Below are 16,529 nucleotides of genomic sequence, written 5' to 3' on the forward strand. Positions count from 1 at the left end.
GTGCCAGTGCCCGCCCGAGCGGACACCATACATCGGTCAGGTCGACCCGGACCTCGCCTCACGAAACCCGGGCGGCGCCGCGCCGGCGAGCCGCCTTCGCAGCCGCCCCCTCCGCCGCCACCCCGCCCGCTGCCGGTGCCTTCGGGGCCCGCAGAAGGTCGCGCCAGTCGACGGGCCAGTTGGCCAGGGCGAGGATGCCCATGATGACGAGGTGAGTCGGCGCGGCCCAGCTCTCGACCGCCGGGTCGTGCTTGACGATGTGGGTGGTGGCCGCGCCGGTGAGCACGAACATCAGCGTCGTGGCCGCGAGGAAGCGTGCTCTCCGGTCGGGGATCACGAGCAGAACCGCGGCCGCGCCTTCCAGAGCACCGACCACAAAGCGCATCTAGGCCGGGTAGTCCCACTCGACGAACTTCGTGGAGTACGGCGGCGCTGAACATGGTGTCGCCCGGCCTGAACTTGGTGACGGCGCCCAGCGCGAACTCCAGGGCGGTCCCGCCGCCGCGTGGCGAAGGGACCGGCAGGTCCCGCAAGGGCTGGGCGGCAGCCGCGTCCCCGGGGCGACGACGGCGAGCCGCGTGCACGGGCTGGTCAGTTGCGGAAGGCTGTGAGGGCCAGGCGTTGGGCGGCCGCGGGGACGCCGTCGACGGGTCCGGCGGTGCCCACCGCGTAGACCGCGCGCAAGCTGAGGTCACGGGAAGCGAAGACACCACTGCGGTACCCCGGGTCCGATCCGGTCTTGCCCCACAGCAGGGTCCCGTCAGGCAGCGGCGTGGACATCAGCCCCAGGCTGAAGCAGGCTGTGCCTTTGCCAGGACCCGTGTTGCAGTGGGAGCCGTCCACGTACGGCAGCGGCTTGCCGTCGACGCCCTTCGGGACCCTGAACAGCTCTGCGGTCTGCGCCGGGCGCAGCAGTCGGCCGTCGAACAGACCGGTGATGAAGCGGTCCAGATCCGCCGTCGTCGACGTCATGCTCGCGGGCACTCCGCCTTGCACGTTGACGTCGACCAGGCCGCCGCTGCTGCCCGCAAGGTAGCCGGGCAGGTACGGCCGGGGCACGGGCGTGGCCCGACCGGGGACCGTGGGTCGGGTGTCCCGCATGCTCAGCGGTCTGACGACACGGGTCATCACCTCGTACTGGTACGAGTGCCCGGTGATCTCCTCGATGAGCTTGCCCGCGATGCGGTAGCCGAAGGAGTTGTACTCCTGGCGAGTCCCGGGGCTGAAGTGCGGCCCAGGCCCCGGTCTGCCCTCGGGGCGAAGGGTCTTGCGGATCACCTCGTCGAAGGCGACGTAGTCCAGCCGCTGCTCGATCTCCTCGTCCGGCGTGGTGGCCGGCGCACCCTCCAGGTCCTGCGGGAGTCCGCTGGTGTGGTCGAGCAGCTGCCGCACGCTGATCGGCTCCGTGAACCGGTCCTGCGGCAGCAGGCCGGGCAGATAGTGCTGGACGCTGTCATCCAAGTCGACACGGCCCTCCGCGGACAGCTGGAGCAGGATCACCGCCTCCATGCTCTTGGACACGCTGCCGATCCTGAAATGCGCGCGCGGTGAGACGGGCCGGCCGGTGACGACGTCCCCTGCCGCACCCCGCCACGTCTCCCCGTTCCTGTGCACCTCCGCTATCACACCGGCCGCGCTGTCACCCGGACGCGGTTCGATCGCCGCGTGCAACGCGGCCCGGTCCAGCCCTGCGGCCGGACCATCGGGCACGGCCTCGGCGGGCGCGACCACGCCCAAGACCAAAGCCACCGACAAAACGAGGATCGCAGAGCGACGCATGGCAGAACCCCACCTCTCGAAACGGTCATCATGTCGGGTTCGACACTGCCCGCCTGAGTGTCTCCACGGCGTCAGGAATCACCCCGGGACCAACCCTGAACCGGCCCGGACCACTCATCAGGGACCACCGGCCCTCCATACACCCCCGAACGGCCACTCGCCGCCGGGGCGCCCGCCACTCCCCGGACACGCACAGCTGTACACGCGGCGGATCCGGACGAAGGCGGCGGCCCAACAGGAGAGTCCGGACCGGCAGGACAGCGGCCCCGGAGGGCGGGCCGGTCCGCCGCGGAGCTGGTGAGTGGGCGCCGGGCCGGTGCCTCGTAGCATGGGCGTTGAAGGCACGGTGCGTGGCGACTCACGTAGCCGGGTGACAGACACGAATACGGGAGAGAGCAACTGACTCCGCATTCCCTCGCGTTCTACGTGGACGTGGTCATGTCCGGAACGGTGCTCGGTGCCAAGCCGACGGACAGTCCCGACCAGGTCAGCGCCATATTGGGATCCGATTTCGTCGAGAACTCCCTCGCCGAGTCCAGCATGTGGCGAGACTACGGACTCGTCGAGTTCTTCTGGGTCCGGGAGTCACGCGCCCACCCCTGGGAGGGAAACCACTTCTCCCTGCAGGTGCACCGGCTCTCCTACGGGGCCAGCCGCATCGTCAGCAAAGCGATTCGCGAGCGGTACGGCCGCTTCGACCGACACCTGCGCTTCGACAAACTGCAACGGCTTCTGGCGAACCGAGGAGCGTGCCTGGAAGACGTTCCGGACGCCAATGCCCCGGCCTTCACCCTGCATTGGCAACCCGCTTCTCAGGTGTCCGTCATGGCCTTCCGGGAACGGGACTGCGGGCGGGGTCGGCGGCGTGGCAACGACCTCGTCGGCGACGTCCACAAGATCTCCTCGTCGATGACCGCTGAGCAAGTGGCCTGGAGCCGAGCCCGCTACGGAAATCAGCCTCGCTGAAGCTTGGTCAGAACCGGAGCGGTGCGGGCCTTTCCAACCCCAGGTCGGTCCCGCTGGCTGTCACCGTCCGGTGACCGTGGACCATCCGTTTGGGCCCAGCGACCTTGCCGCCTTCGGCACCGCTACCGACCCGATCCCCTTCCGGTCCCTCACCTCCGAACGGCTCGCCTACTCAGGTCGGCAAGTCGTGAAACGTCAGTCATTCGCACGAGCCGTCGCGAGAGCGGCGCAGCACCTGGTGAGGGAGGACGGAGCAGGCCCAGACGCTCAAGGCCGTCCAACAACTGACCCATGGATGACGCCGATCCGTCCCCTCCGCCCTCGTCATCAACGCTCCGCCGGGCCGGCCGGCACCTTGCCGCTCTCGGGCCGTCGCCCGAAGGACGCCCACCCGGTTGGCGCTTCACCTATCGCCTCGGCGGAGAACCTCCATCTCACGATGGGGGCCACCGGGGTGTTCGAAGAGGGTGGTGGGCCGTTGCTTCAGGTGGAGATCGAGGAATGCCGTGACGGCGGCACGTTGGGCCGCTAGGGACCGCCGAGGATCGATGGTGCCGACGAGCTCGCGGGACACGGGGCGCTCCATGAGGTCGGCGAGCTGTGGAAGGACGACTTGAAGGTCGGTGTACGAGCCGTGCCCGGCCTCTCGCAGGCGCAGGGCACGCTTCCACCCGGTCGACGCCTTCCAGAAGGATCGCCAACTCGCTTCACTGTCGAAAGAGGTGGCAGCGGATGCCATCAGCAGGAACGGCGTGGTGACACCGGTACGGGCCACCGAGCCGACGAACGCGCCGTCGAGGTTGACCGCCGCGCCTGTGCGCGGGTCGTCGTGGGCGAGCTGGGCGGCCACGGAACCCCCCAGGGACTGGCCGACCACACCCCTCCGGGAAAGGTCCATGACGGCGGGAAGACCGGCCGGGAGTGGCCTTCCCTCGGCATCGGGGTTACGCCCCTGCGCCAGAGCCTCGATCTGGCGCAGGACGAACCGGGCGTCCGCGACACGGGCGCGGGAGTGCTTCTCCAGGAGGGCCGCGATGACTTCCGGGGTGAGCTTCTCGGGCAGAGGGACCGCCCGTTCGACACGTCCGTCCGGAAACTCGACCTGATCCGCCTCGTACGTGGAGTCAACGGTGACGACGACGTAGCCCTGACTGGCAAGCTCCTCGACGATGGTGGTGCCGAGCGCACGGTCACCGCCGTCACCGGAGGAGAACAGCACCACCGGCAGCCTTCCGGCCGAGCGGGCGGCCGGGGCTCCGGTCCGCGCGTGCGTCCGGATCCCCTGCCAGTCCACCGCCCCGGCCGGGATCGTCATGCTGGGTGCGGAGTGCTCGTCCCAGTCGGCCGCCGCCGACCTGGACAGCCACGGCGCGATGGGGAACTCCCCTCCCCTGTCCGCCGGATACCAGACGCTGACCATCAGCTCCCGGAAGGGCTTCGACGGCACGAGGGGGTCGCGGCGTGTCCGGTCGACGAGATGGAGGTCGACGGTGCCGATGGGGCGGCCGCTGGTGGGTGCTGGCAGGGACACCGCACGGGCCCCCGGCGATGCGCCGGCGCCAGCAGTCGGCTCGGCTGCGCGGTCCGTGTGGGAGCCGTCCGTGGAACATGCGGTGCTCGACACGGCGAGGATCGCAGAGACCGCCAGCGCCATCAGCGTTCCGCGGCCGGGGCCGGGGCCGGGACGTCGACTGAGGCTGCGGCTGCGGCTGCGGCTGCGGCTGCGATGTGGACTCGGGCTGGCTTGTGACATCGATCGGCTCCTTGTGAAGGGGACCTACGAGCAGGCAAGAGAAAGCCTGCCGACGGCGCGACGGACGCTGCGACGTGCTGGGGGACGATCTGCCCAGCACCCGACGGGTCCCCTCCGGACCGATCCCTCCTCCTCCAGGAGGACGCCGCCATGCCGCCCACGGCACGATTCCTCAGCGCCGTCGTGTACCTCCGTGGCGGCATGCATCCCAGGGGCGTACACCGTTATCCGCCTGTGGTGGGAGGCGTTCCCCGGCCCACCGCCCTAGCGTGGTCGCACACCCACCGCGACACCCACAGGATGCGAGGACGGACACGATGGCCGCACCCGGACCCGGACCCGGACCCGGACCCGAGCACTGCCACGGTCCTGTCCGCGCGGCGGTGCGCCGGGGTACGAGGTGAGGGGCCTGCTGGTGCGCGCGGCGCACGTATCTCCCACAGTGCAGGATGCGGCTCTGGCGGCGGCCCTCTTCGCGGTGACGCTCGGGCCGGGGCGGCTGGAGGGCGCCACCGGGCCGGCCTTTCAGGCGGCCCTGGTGCTGCCGCTCGTGTGGCGGCGCCGGGCACCCGTCACCGTGTTCGGCCTGATCACCGCCGTCGCGTTCGTTCATTGGCTGATGGGCATCCAGTTGCCCGCCGATGCCGCGCTGCTCATCGCTCTCGGCACGGTGGCGGCCCGCTCCCCCTGGCGCCATGTCCTGGTCGCCGGGGCCGTCCTGGAGATCGGCGCGGTGATGTCGGCGGCGCGCTGGGCGCCCGAGGGCCGGTTCGTCGCATCCGCCGCCGCGCTGACCGCGGCGGTCGCCGCGTGCGCCCTGCTCGGGACGAACCTCCGGATCAGGCGTACCGCCCGTGAGGAGCGCGTCGCCCACCTGGAACGTGACCGCGACCAGAAGGCGCGGCTCGCGGTGGCCGAGGAGCGGACCCGTATCGCCCGGGAGATGCACGACAGCGTCACGCACAACCTGTCCGTCATCGTGGCTCTCGCCGACGCGGTCGTGTACGCGCGGCCGGACGACACGTTCGCCGTGATGGAACGGATCGCCGAGACGGGGCGGCAGGCACTGACCGACATGCGGCGCTCGCTGGGGATCCTCCAGGACAGCGAACCCGACGCCGAACGCCATCCGCTGCCCGGCATCGCGCAGCTCGCCCTCCTGTGCGAGCAGATGGGGGCAGCGGGGATGCCGACCCGTCTCCGGGTGGACGAGGACCCCTCCGACGTACCCGCTGCGGCCCAACTGACCGCCTACCGCATCGTGCAGGAGTCCTTGACCAACACGCTCAGGCACGCGCCGACCGGTACGCGCGCCGAGGTCCGTGTCTCCTGCCTCCCGCGCGCCGTCGTGGTCGAGGTGACCGACGACGGTCCCGCCGCGCCGGCTGCCCCACCCGGGCGCGGCATCGCCGGGATGCGGCAACGCGCGGCGGCCTACGGCGGGTCACTGCACGCCGGCCCCCGCCCCGACGGCGGATGGCAGGTCTTCGCGCGCCTCGATCTGGGTGACGCCCGATGAGCATCCGGGTACTGCTCGTCGACGACGAGGAGCTGCTGCGCGTGGCGTTCACCATGATCCTTCGCGCCGAGCCCGACATGGAGCCGGTCGGCGAGGCGGCGGACGGCGAGTCCGCCCTGCGCCTGACGCGTCAACTACAGCCGGACGTGGTTCTGATGGACGTACGCATGCCGGGCACCGACGGCATCGAGGCGACGCGGCGGCTGATCCGGGAGTCACCACGGACGCGCGTGCTCATCCTCACCACGTTCGACCTCGACGAGTACGCCTTCGACGCGCTCCAGGCCGGGGCATCCGGATTCCTGCTCAAGAACACCAGGCCTGAGGAGCTGCTCACCGCGATCCGCGACGTCGCTCGCGGTGACGCGGTGGTCTCGCCCCGCATCACCCGGCGCCTGCTGGAGAGGTTCGCCCACCAGCTCTCCGCCAGCCCCAGCGGCATCGACGGCGACGAGCGCCTGCGGCTGCTCACCCCGCGCGAACGCGAGGTCCTGGTCAACACCGCGCGCGGCCTCACCAACACCGAGATCGCCGCCGCCATGCAGCTGGCGGAGCCCACGGTCAAGAAGCACCTCGGCCGGATCCTGTCCAAGCTGCAGCTTCGCGACCGTGTGCAGGCCGTGATCTTCGCGTACGAGACAAGGCTCGTACGACCGACCTGAGGCCGTCTGACCACCCTCAGGCATACGGCCGACCTCAGGCCCTCGTCTCCCGTCAGCCGGCCAGCAACTGGGCCCGACCGCGACGGCCACGGCGGCCTGGCCCGGCAGAACAACAGCCCCGAGGCGATAGCGGCCAGCGTGGCCGCGGGCGGCACGACACGTTGTGGCGCCAGCAAGGGCCACTCGGTCGGGAACGCGCAGCCGCCCGGGGCGGCGACGACGGGTGCGCGGGGTGTGTTGCCCGGTGTCGCTGCAGGTCGAGTACTGCGTAGGGGCAAGGCCTGGTACGGCTGTGGCGGGGTTCGTCCGGCGGGAGGCGGTCAGGGGCTCGTGGAGGCTGGGCTCCCCGGTCCGGCGGCGTGAAGCATGTTTCTGTGCTCGGCAGCGATGGGTTGGTCGCGGCGAGCGCATGTCATGAGGTCTTCTCTGCGGGTGAGTGGTGGCAGGGGTAGGAGACGATGAAGACCAGGGCGCCGTACGAGGTGCGGACCTCACCGACTTTGCAGGCGCTGCGCAGGCCGAACCGGCACTCGGTCCGGATGCCGGCGGCAGGCGAGAGCCGGGCCGTCATCACACTGGCCCGGCGGCGTACTGCCCGCCCTCGCTAAGCAAGACAGACAGCTGCGGCCGGCCCCCTGCGCACGGCTGGCGAGAGCCGGTGTCCGTAGCTGTGCCGTCCCGTGGCCGGCTGAACGTCGGTGCGGCAGTTGCTGCCCGGGCCAGGGCATCACGCGCAAGGGCGCGTCCAGGGAGCTGCCCGGCGCCGCCTCGTACGTCTGACCCGAAACGGCGTGGGCAGGCGGGACTGGCTGACGAAACCGGTCGACCACGAGGTCCGAAGGGCTGCTCTGCCGAGCCGCGACCGCACCGCCACGGCCACCGTGGCAAGGCCACAGCCACTCGCGTGGTGGGTCATGGTAGCGGAATTAGCCATTTCGGCATTGGGGATACTGATGCAAATCCGTCAAAAACTGGTCCACTTCGACGCACTTGCGGCCTGAATTATGCAACAGAGAATACCTGCGCATTGCACTCTCTAGGCCCTTCTGAAAAGCTCCTCGGCCGTACAGGGATAGAGCCCGGATGGATAATTCGGAATATCCGATCCCGTTTCTCTATTCCCATCAAATCACAGAGGAGATGATCAGTTTTGGCTTCTCTACGCACGCTGATAAGGGCCACCGTGGCCGTCGTCGCGGTGATCGCCGGCTTCGCCGTGAGTCCCGCCCAGGCGGCCTCTGACGGCCCGGAGCGGGGAACCGCACCGGCGTCGGTGACGCACAAGTACAACCCCAACGCCCCTCTGGGCACCGCGGACAACCCGGTGATCCTCGACGGGCAGGACCAGGCGCTCCTCAGTCGCGGGCAGATGAAGAACCTGATCGCCGCGAGAGAGGCCCGCACCGCGCAGGCGAGAACCCGCGGCAGCGCGGGACTCGCCGCCGGCTGCGTGATCGGGGCGTACTGGTCGAAGTGCTACCAAGTCCCGAACTTCGGCTCCCTGAACCTGGCGAGCGAACTCGGCTCGGACCACCACGAGTACATCCGTCAGCAGGGCTGGCTGTACGACACCTCACAGACCTACAAGACCTACATGGACCGGTCGGCGAACGGCGGGGCCAGCTGGGACGGCCAGTGGGGTCTCGTCCTCAACAACAGGGGATGGGGCGACGAGCTGTTCGACGGCCCGCCCTACGTGGCACGCGGATGCCTGTACAGCTACACCACGAACTTGATCTACTGCACCCCCTGGCATTGATCCGTCGCACACCGCAGCCGAGAAATCAAACCGGGTACGAAGATCCCGCGCTCACGCTGGACGTAAACGGCATTCGCCGAGAATCAAGGCAGAAATGGATCGCTCCGATCGCCCAGCGGTAACACGCGAGACCTGACTCGCCAACGCCAGCTGCCGCGCGACATCCTGCTACGCGCGTGCAGGCGGGCCGGAGGCACCTGCAGAGACCGCCCGGCCGTGCCCAGCCAACGCTCGACTTTGGCCGGCGGAGGCCAACGGGGCCGGACGGGAATTTCCCGTCCGGCTTCGCCGCTGGGCGATGTCCCGTGTCCCGTTGCGGTCCTCACCACCCGGGTCTGGGCACCTCTCGGGTACGCCTTGCGGGAGGAGTACTGTGCCGCGGAGTTCGGCATCAGCAGCGCCTAGCCGTACCGCCTCCTCGACGCCCACCACTCCCTCACAACTATCAACTATCCACGGCGGCTTGGCCGCTGAGGCAGCTCCTCCTCTTCCAGGGAACCGCGCACGCCGGGCGGAGAAGGCGTGCCGCCTCCACTCACCGGTCATCTTCGTGGGGGGGGCGAGTCCGTAGACGGCAGCTAGTGGCTCGTCTCGGAGCCTTAGCCGGTTAATTGATCCTTTGTCCGTTACACGGCAGGCTGCCTCCAGGCTGTGATCGTGGAGGTGGTCGTGGGGCGTCGTCCGGGAGTGTTCGTCCGGCCAGTGAGTATGGAGGAAGGGCGTCGGTTGCAACGGATCAGCCGAACCGCCAAGGACCCCGTGAAGCTTCGGCGGGCGATCGTCGTGCTGATGTCCGCGCAACGCCAATCTGTGCCGGACATCACCTCGTTGATGCAGGTCAGCGCCGACTACGTGCGCAATGTCATCCATGCCTTCAACGAGCGGGGGTTCGACACGCTGGACCCAAAATGGAGCGGGGGACGCCCCAGGAGGATCAGTAGCCAGGCGCGTGAGCACATCTGCCTGATCGCCCGGACGTCCCCCGCAGACTGGAAGATCACCGCGTTCTCCACCTGGAGTCTGGCCAAACTGGCCGAGCACCTGGTACAACAGGCCGTCGTCCCGGCGGTCAGCCGCGAGACGCTGCGGCGGATACTGCGCGAGGGCAAGGTCTCCTGGCAGACCACCACGACCTGGAAATCCTCCAACGACCCCGACTTCATCGCCAAGATGCACCGGATCCTGTCCCTCTACGACACCCCGCCCAGCGACGGCCGAGTGGTCTGTGTGGACGAGTTCGGCCCGCTGAATCTGATGCCCCGTAAGGGCAAAGCGTGGCGCCCGGCGGGTTCACCGCGCCGGCTGCGGGCCACCTACAACCGCTACGACGGTGTGATGCACATGCTCGCCGCCCTCGACCTCGCCACCGGGAAGATGTACTACCGCATCCGTCGGCGAAAGCGATGGCGCGAGTTCCTGTCCCTGCTCAAAGCCCTGCGCGCCCGCTGGCCCAGCGAGAAGTTGTACGTTGTGCTGGACAACTTCTCGCCGCACAAGCACCCAAACGTTCGCGCCTGGACAGCGGCCCACGATGTCGAACTGGTCTTCCTGCCAACCTACGGATCGTGGCTGAACTGGATCGAGTCCGAGTTCGCCGGCCTGCGCTACTTCGCGCTTAACGGCACCGAGCACCGCAGCCACGGCGAGCAGAACGCCGCCATCAACGCCTACACCCGCTGGCGCAACTCGCGCGCCAAACCGAAGACCCGTTTCGCCCCCGACTCACCTATCCGCACCTGGACCCAGTACCCGGCGAAGGCGGCTTGAGAAGTCCTCCACCGGGCCCTCGGGTACTCTCGGCCAGTCCTCCATGGCCTGCACGATCTGCGCCAGTTGGACCTCGAAATCCGTCATCCCGACCTCGTCCTGCCCGAACGCCTGCCACCAGCCGACGAGCTGTTCCTCCCACTCGCCGAACTCGATCAGCTTGTCCGCCAGCGTGAATCCGTCCAGCGATGGCTTACCGACCTCAAGCACCCAGCGAGTCGCAGCCGCGCTCGCGGTGACGCCGCGGCCCGCCAGCTCGACCACCGTGAACGGCACCCGAGCATTCGCCGCCACCGCGAGGAACACACCCAGCGATACGGAGTTGTTCACGGCCAGCCCCTGCCCGAAGGCACCTGACTCGCTCACTCGCCATCCTCCCCACACTGGCCACTGCAGAGCAGCCTACCGAGTTAGCCGGACAACGATTCGAGACGAAGCACTAGCTGCACCAAACGGTCCGCGTCGTCCAGCCGAGCGGCCATGGCATCTACGAAGACGGGATGGCGGTCCTCCGCACCACCGCGTCCAGATGGGTCATCAGCTACGGCACGCCGTACGAGCACCGCCCGAGGCGGCGAGGACCTGCTCCCCCCAAAGCGTTCTCGCCGCTCAGTATGGAACTGCGGAATCTGCCAGACGGGGCGAGGCAAAGCCAGCACGGCCCGGCGGGTTTCTTTGCCGACAGGATGAGTGCCCGGGGTGTACACGTTCGCCTGAGTTAGCCCTGGCACGTCGCCGAGGAACCCCACCCGGCCGGTCGCGGCTCGGGGTAGTCGGCGGCTCGGAGCCCTGCGCCGGCCGCGTACCAGCAGTCTTTGGGCAGAGGGACAGAGACCGCGACTTCACCGGCCAATGCGACGGGCTTGGCGTGGAATGTCCCGCATCTGGCGCGCTCGGACCTCCAGTTGGTCGCACGCTGGCTATTAGTGTCACGGACGGTGCCTGACCCCAGTGCACGGGAGAAAAGCGGCGCGGTAAGGGCCGTCGGCAGGAGCTGGTCTCTCTGTGCCCGTCGATTGGGCTCCGAAGCACGCCCCACCACATTCTCGGAGACGATACCCATGCGGAAAACACTTGCCCTGGCCGGCGCCGTCATCGCCATGGTCGGAGCATTGACCGTCGCGCCCAGTGCGGCGGCCTCAGCTACGAACCCGGGACCTGTCCTGACTCCTGTCATGACGCCGCTGGACCCGCCTTCGCTGACCCCTGAGAGCTCGCTTCACAGCCTGTCGGACACCACAGGCGAAGCCGGGGCCGCGTCCGCGAGCGCTGACACGCGGCCCAAGAACTTCGTCAACTACGGGGACGACAAGAAGTGTGTGGACGACAGCGACGCACACGGGCTCCGAGTACACGACTGCAGCGACGCCAGCTACTACAACGGCTTTCAGATGTTCACCACGACCCAGGACGAAATCGGCTTCAAGTTCAAGAACGTGGCCACACAAGAGTGCCTTGACGGCAGCACCAATCAGGGCCTCCGCACCCACACATGCAGCACCGACAGCTACCTCAACGGCTACCAGAGGTGGGTGATTCACGGGCAGCTCGTGGACGGACAAAACAAGTACTGGGTGTCGTGGAAGAACGTCGCCACCGGAAAGTGCCTCGACTACAGCCCCGCCAACGGCTTGCGCCTGCACACCTGCAGCCTCGAGAGCCTGGCAAACGGTTACCAGGGATGGAACAAATGAACCGCCCAGGGCAGCTCTTTCCACCCTCCGCGGTAGGAGCATCATCCGCTCAACGGCGATTTCAGTATGCGAGAAGTGAGCAGCTCCTGCCGAGCTCACCGCAGGCACGTCAAGCCACAAGGGTGGACCGGCGCTGTGAGCCGTAGGACAGGGTGAGCGCGCGGGCGCTCTGGTCGCGGCCGCGGGTCCGTTCGGCGAGGGCGCCGACGAAGCCGAGGAGCGCGGCACGCAGGAGGACGGGGTCGAGCATGTCCCGATCGAAGCTGTGGAGAGCGACGCGGCCTCGGGCAGGCGGCGCGGGGCAACTCTTCGAGGGGCGTCCCTCGGGCCCGGTCGCGCAAGGTCCGCCCATGCTTGCCGACGAGCCGGCACACGACGTCCTCGGGCACCACGGCGAGCGCGCCGAACGTGTCGATCCCGTACTGGCGCAGGGTCTGTGCTGCCTTGGCGGCCGGCAGGGACGACCGGGCTCTGGCGACAGGCGGCGCCTCGGCCGCGCGCCGCAGCCCGGCGGACCAGCAGGCACGGCTGCGGGGGCTGCGGGGCTGCGGGGCTGCGGGGCTGCGGGGCTGCGGCGAACGGCCCGCTTCGGGCCGGCAGCACGGCGGGCGCAGCAGCCGCACGGCGACGGGGCGGCCGGCGACCCCGGCAAGACGGGTGTTGGGCTGGACGGTGGTGGCAGGTGGACGGTCTACCCATCCGGGAGACGGGTGACGTCCTGGATCTTCTGATCGAAGGTCACACTCACGACGACCCGATACGGCACCACGTGCACCGTTCTGTCCGGAAGTAGTACATGGGCTTCGCCGCACTGCCAGATGCGCTTCCAGCCCAGGACGATTCGCACCGCGGCACGTTCGGGGACGGTAATGCCGATTTCCTCTTCAAACAGGTGTGTACTGCCAATCTCGAGAGAGAGCGTGCGCTGTAGTTCCGCTTCGATGCTTCCCTTTGCCGAGAGCCAGAGAAGGTTCGCGCCCACGTGGCCGCCTAAGGCCTGGCTACGGCTCTCGCCCAGGGCCAGGGTTCGGGTCCACTCGCGGCTGGCCTTCAGGCTGCGTGTAACCGGGGCAGGGCTGGCACGGTTGTCGATCAGCCGCACCTCCTCACCGAGCCATTCCTCGGTACGCATCATCTGTGTTACTTCTAGAACCTGGGCGTCCGCAGTCCGGGAACTGGAGAGCGCGGGCGCTGAGGGCTCTGCGAGGCGCAGCAGGATTGTCTGCCGGGTCGGCCCTGCAAGGGTGTCGCAGGCGACGTGGATGACCTCGCCCTGTCGCACCAGGATGCGCAACGGCTCACTGTCGATCCCGAAGATGGCCCAGGGCGACCAGCACAGTTGCACATGATGGGAGCCCGACGGCACCGGGAAGACGGACTCTCGGCCGTTCCGTAGCAGGCCCACCTGAACGTCGTCGATGCGCACCCTGAAGACAGGAGCGCCTAGCGCGCGGTCTCGGCGTATCCGTACTGTCCCACCAGCTACGTGTGACGCGTCCTGACTGCTCATCATGCAAGTATGGCGGGAGTCACGGGGCGACGGAGGAGAACCAGCCGATGGGCCTGTCAGCGTCCGAGCCGATCAAGTCCTTGGGCGTCTGGCCACGGGGAAGCTCCGCAGCCTGATTCCGGCTGGCACTTCGGCCAAGTCGGTACGGGCCACGGCGTGCCCGTGCATGACGGGTCTGGTTGAGCGGTTGGTGCCGGAGGAGTTGTCGGTGCTGTTCCGGCGTGTGGTGCCGTCTACCGAGGTGAAGCGTCCGCGCGGTGGGGGCCGGCGCCGGCCGCTGACCGTGAGGCTCTGGCTGCGATCATCTTCGTGGCGACGTCGGGCTGCACCTGGCGCCAGCTCCCGCCAGCGTTCGGACCGGCCTGGCCCACGGTTTACCGGCGCTTCGCTCAGTGAAGCCGGGACCGGGTCTGGGCCCGCTTGTACCGGGTCCGCTCTCGTCGCGTCCCGCGCCGCCGACGCCGGGCGAAGCTGCACGCCGACCAGGGATACGACTACGACCATCTGCGTCGATGGCTTCGCAAGCCGTAGCATCCGCCACCGCATCGCCCGCAAGGGCATCAAGTCCTCACAGCGGCTCGGCCGCCACCGGTGGGTGATCGAGAGGACCGTGCCCTGGCTGGCCAGCTGTCGGCGGCTCTACCGACGCTACGAGCGCACGGCCGAACACACTTCCCGGCCTTCGTCGTCATAGCGGCACTCGTATCCGCTTCCATCGGCTGACTACCTGAACCCGGCGACGTGGTCGGGTGGCGAGCCGGCCATGTCCGAGACGCCTGGCATTTCTCGGCCTCGCCGCAGCCATCTGCTGCTACAAGCGCCTCCTCCGCCTCACCACAAAGGACACGGTCTAAGGCATGCCGACAATGCGTCGAAAGCGCGGGTCCGACCGGAGTTCCGTAAAGAAGGGGTCGCCTTGAGCCTCTTGCTTGTCGCCTTCAGTGACGATCGCGTATCGGAGGTCCTCGATGGCGTACTCCAACTGCTGCCGTCGCGGCTCTGCGCCGCAGTCTCTTCTTCGTGCGATGAGCATGTGCGTGCATGCGTGGTCGTAGGCCAGCCGTGGTGAGGCGGGCAGCCCTTCGTGCAAGTGCTGTGCTGTGGTTTGCCCCGCCCTGGTGGTCTCCTGCAGTGCGTCGAAGCCATCCAAGAGGTTGCGGGCGTGAGGATGCATCGCCGCCTGGTCCCGCTGCATGGTCTTTCCCTTCCATGCGACCTTGCTGGGATCGCACAGGCGGTCGAGCTCGTCAGTGGACTCGCGGGCGCTGGTCAGCATGGCGGCGCGGTCCGCGACCGTGTCATGGTCCCCAGCGTTCGCGTAGCCGTTGAGCCACTGGGTGGCACTGCTGTAGAGGATACGGATCTTCAGCGGCATCCATCCCTCGTGCTTGTCGGAAACCGTCGAGACCTGGCAACGGTGGTACTGCTCGTCGATGGCGCGCGCGAAACCGCCGAAGTCTGTTTCCTCGTGGGGCTGGAGCCCGTAGGCGGCCCATAGGTACTCGAACAGAGCCAGTTCGTTCTTCGGGTCCTCGTTGACCGCTCTGGCGAGTAGCTGCACCTTCGTGGCGTCCCGGGATTCGTCCTCGGCGAGCAGCGACTTACTGCTGGCGATCACTTGTAGGGCGACGCTTCTCCACTGGCTGGCGCCGTACAGGCCATCTTGAAGTTCCTCATGCACCGCGCTCAACTCGACCAGGATGAACGCGGCGGCTCCGGTGAGCATCTGCGCCTTGGCTCGTTCCTTGTCCTGGTCCTCCGGGAGATACAGGTCCGGCCGGCTGAACACGGCGCCGGCTGCATGCTGCCCGTTGCGCGAGAGGCTGGTCGCGACGCGGTTGTCGTCCACGAGAGTAACCCTGGCGCGCCAGGTCAGATCGGGCCTGAGTGCGAAGAACAAGCGGGTCAGGGTTCCCACGACCTTCCCCGCGGGCAGGACGCTGAGCTCCTCGACAGGGATCTGGCTCAGCGGCGAGTTCCCCGGCGTGGACGATGCCTTGTGCAAGGACTGCGGTGTCTCGGTACCGAGGCCCTTCATCCTGGCGAGAAGGTAATCGGAGGAGGCTGCGTTCACGCTTCCGTCGGACTGCTGGACTTCGACCTGCAGGCGCAGGTTCTGGCCGAACGCGGCAGCTGTCAGAAGCACGCCGATCGCAGTGAGGGTGATGTGCACGAACATCAGCCGGACGTCGTAGCTGAGCGCGGAGCTGAGCAGCACCGACAGGACCCCAGCCAACGTGACAATGCCCAGGGCCAGGAGCAGGGCACGCCACCGCTGTCGCTCATCCCCGCGAGCGGCGCAGAGCACCAGGGCTGCGGCCCCGAGTCCGACCAATGCGATCACCAGGGTCCCGACCCAGCACTCCGTCCACGTCGGTGTGAACGGGCTGAACATCGCGAACAACGGGGCCATGACGGCTGCCGCGAACAACAGGAACGCACCGACGCTGCCCATGGTGCGGCGGATCCACACCGGCCACGCGATGGCGTCCACCTTGACCAGCCACCGCGAGCAGAGACCGGCGAGAGCGTAGAGAACGAGCAGCCCGATCGCCGCGACGACGACGAGGCGTCCCAGAGGCAACCCCCAGTCACGGTAAAAGCGATCACCGTTCGACACCGCCGTGGGCAATGGGCGACTCTCAAGGTCGGAGACGCGCGCAATGCCGGCGGCTGCAGCGGCGCTTGCCGCATCAAGCCGGAGTGCGGCATCGAACTTGCTTTCGGCTGACGCCAGATCCCCGGAGCGGATCATGAGTTGCCCGGCCGTCACGAGTTCTGCTGCGTCCTGACGGGCCTCGGTCACCAGCCGGAGGCCGTCGACCGCGCACCGCTGATCGCCGTCGCTCGCCTTGACCGACTCGTACAGGGCCTTCGCCCGGTCCAGAGAACCCGCCAGACGGTGACCGTCGGCCGCCTTGCACGCTTGCTGCGCGGCGGTGTCCGCGGGCACCGCCGCGACGGTGGCGGCCAAGACGAACACAACCAGGCACAGGACTCCAGCAATGCGTCTCCACATGACCTCCTATCAAACCCAGTGACGATGCCCTCTCATCCAGGCGCACCGCTGGCGGCACCGAAACCGCCCTCGCGCGTAGACACACGCAGGCCACCTGGCCG

14 protein-coding genes and 1 pseudogene are annotated in these 16,529 nt (G+C 68.3%); 8 read left to right on the plus strand and 7 right to left on the minus strand.

Translation table 11 applies throughout. The annotated features are described in order from the left end of the window. Positions 1-58: 58 nt before the first annotated feature. Both AB0Q96_RS23200 and AB0Q96_RS23205 read right to left on the minus strand, forming a co-directional pair. On the minus strand, positions 59-385 hold the full coding sequence (locus tag AB0Q96_RS23200) for a DoxX family protein (RefSeq protein ID WP_365328383.1): 327 nt from the start codon (positions 383-385) through the stop codon (positions 59-61). 206 nt (positions 386-591) lie between these two features. After that, on the minus strand, positions 592-1,749 hold the full coding sequence (locus AB0Q96_RS23205) for a serine hydrolase domain-containing protein (protein ID WP_365328384.1): 1,158 nt from the start codon (positions 1,747-1,749) through the stop codon (positions 592-594). Between the two features lie 468 nt (positions 1,750-2,217). Between AB0Q96_RS23205 and AB0Q96_RS23210 the strand changes: the two genes are divergently transcribed. Continuing rightward, the gene (locus tag AB0Q96_RS23210; RefSeq protein WP_365328387.1) at positions 2,218-2,745 is read left to right on the plus strand and encodes a hypothetical protein; all 528 of its coding nucleotides are present in this window, start codon (positions 2,218-2,220) and stop codon (positions 2,743-2,745) included. A gap of 403 nt (positions 2,746-3,148) precedes the next feature. On the opposite strand, the gene AB0Q96_RS23215 is transcribed toward AB0Q96_RS23210, so the two are convergent. After that, a complete protein-coding gene (locus AB0Q96_RS23215; protein ID WP_365328389.1) occupies positions 3,149-4,399 on the minus strand; it encodes a lipase in 1,251 nt (416 codons plus the stop codon). A 541-nt stretch (positions 4,400-4,940) separates the two neighbouring features. Here AB0Q96_RS23215 and AB0Q96_RS23220 point away from each other — a divergent pair. The 4 genes from AB0Q96_RS23220 to AB0Q96_RS23235 all read left to right on the plus strand — a co-directional run bounded on the left by AB0Q96_RS23220 (position 4,941) and on the right by AB0Q96_RS23235 (position 10,205). Beyond that, positions 4,941-6,017 carry a histidine kinase gene (locus AB0Q96_RS23220; protein WP_365328391.1) on the plus strand — a complete coding sequence of 359 codons (1,077 nt, stop codon included), beginning with the start codon at positions 4,941-4,943 and terminating at the stop codon, positions 6,015-6,017. Then, entirely contained in the window at positions 6,014-6,679 is a 666-nt protein-coding gene (locus AB0Q96_RS23225; protein ID WP_365328393.1) for a response regulator transcription factor, read from the plus strand. Before AB0Q96_RS23220 ends, AB0Q96_RS23225 begins: the two co-directional genes overlap by 4 nt. Positions 6,680-7,829: 1,150 nt before the next feature. Further along, positions 7,830-8,438: a hypothetical protein gene (locus AB0Q96_RS23230; protein WP_365328395.1), complete on the plus strand. Its 609-nt coding sequence runs from the start codon at positions 7,830-7,832 to the stop codon at positions 8,436-8,438. A gap of 657 nt (positions 8,439-9,095) precedes the next feature. Then, positions 9,096-10,205, plus strand: coding sequence for an IS630 family transposase (locus tag AB0Q96_RS23235; protein WP_365328397.1), 1,110 nt, complete (start codon positions 9,096-9,098; stop codon positions 10,203-10,205). Here the strand turns inward: AB0Q96_RS23235 and AB0Q96_RS23240 are convergent. After that, a complete protein-coding gene (locus AB0Q96_RS23240; RefSeq protein ID WP_365328399.1) occupies positions 10,161-10,571 on the minus strand; it encodes a hypothetical protein in 411 nt (136 codons plus the stop codon). The genes AB0Q96_RS23235 and AB0Q96_RS23240 overlap by 45 nt on opposite strands. Before the next feature lie 809 nt (positions 10,572-11,380). On the opposite strand from AB0Q96_RS23240, the gene AB0Q96_RS23245 reads away from it, so the two are divergent. Beyond that, on the plus strand, positions 11,381-11,899 hold the full coding sequence (locus AB0Q96_RS23245) for a hypothetical protein (protein ID WP_365328401.1): 519 nt from the start codon (positions 11,381-11,383) through the stop codon (positions 11,897-11,899). Between the two features lie 109 nt (positions 11,900-12,008). Here AB0Q96_RS23245 and AB0Q96_RS23250 read toward each other — a convergent pair whose 3' ends face one another. Continuing rightward, positions 12,009-12,149 carry a hypothetical protein gene (locus tag AB0Q96_RS23250; RefSeq protein ID WP_365328403.1) on the minus strand — a complete coding sequence of 47 codons (141 nt, stop codon included), beginning with the start codon at positions 12,147-12,149 and terminating at the stop codon, positions 12,009-12,011. A gap of 441 nt (positions 12,150-12,590) precedes the next feature. Next, positions 12,591-13,325 carry a hypothetical protein gene (locus AB0Q96_RS23255; RefSeq protein WP_365328405.1) on the minus strand — a complete coding sequence of 245 codons (735 nt, stop codon included), beginning with the start codon at positions 13,323-13,325 and terminating at the stop codon, positions 12,591-12,593. A gap of 393 nt (positions 13,326-13,718) precedes the next feature. Between AB0Q96_RS23255 and AB0Q96_RS23260 the strand changes: the two genes are divergently transcribed. Then, positions 13,719-13,805 (plus strand): hypothetical protein, encoded by an 87-nt coding sequence (locus AB0Q96_RS23260; RefSeq protein WP_365328840.1) that lies wholly within the window; start codon positions 13,719-13,721, stop codon positions 13,803-13,805. Positions 13,806-13,862: 57 nt separating this feature from the next. Next, positions 13,863-14,132, plus strand: a pseudogene (locus AB0Q96_RS23265) (transposase); the annotation flags it as partial. Positions 14,133-14,259: 127 nt separating this feature from the next. Here the strand turns inward: AB0Q96_RS23265 and AB0Q96_RS23270 are convergent. Beyond that, positions 14,260-16,383 (minus strand): hypothetical protein, encoded by a 2,124-nt coding sequence (locus tag AB0Q96_RS23270; RefSeq protein WP_365328407.1) that lies wholly within the window; start codon positions 16,381-16,383, stop codon positions 14,260-14,262. Between the last annotated feature and the right edge of the window lie 146 nt (positions 16,384-16,529).

The sequence above is a fragment of the Streptomyces sp. NPDC093111 genome, from assembly GCF_040683955.1.
Lineage (GTDB): Bacteria > Actinomycetota > Actinomycetes > Streptomycetales > Streptomycetaceae > Streptomyces.

What these genes read in the sequence shown, in the direction of transcription:
- AB0Q96_RS23250 (WP_365328403.1), bottom strand. Translation starts at nt 12,149, where the DNA reads ATGCTCGACCCCGTCCTCCTGCGTGCCGCGCTCCTCGGCTTCGTCGGC.
- AB0Q96_RS23210 (WP_365328387.1), top strand. Translation starts at nt 2,218, where the DNA reads ATGTCCGGAACGGTGCTCGGTGCCAAGCCGACGGACAGTCCCGACCAG.
- AB0Q96_RS23245 (WP_365328401.1), top strand. Translation starts at nt 11,381, where the DNA reads ATGACGCCGCTGGACCCGCCTTCGCTGACCCCTGAGAGCTCGCTTCAC.
- AB0Q96_RS23200 (WP_365328383.1), bottom strand. Translation starts at nt 385, where the DNA reads ATGCGCTTTGTGGTCGGTGCTCTGGAAGGCGCGGCCGCGGTTCTGCTC.
- AB0Q96_RS23215 (WP_365328389.1), bottom strand. Translation starts at nt 4,399, where the DNA reads ATGGCGCTGGCGGTCTCTGCGATCCTCGCCGTGTCGAGCACCGCATGT.
- AB0Q96_RS23225 (WP_365328393.1), top strand. Translation starts at nt 6,014, where the DNA reads ATGAGCATCCGGGTACTGCTCGTCGACGACGAGGAGCTGCTGCGCGTG.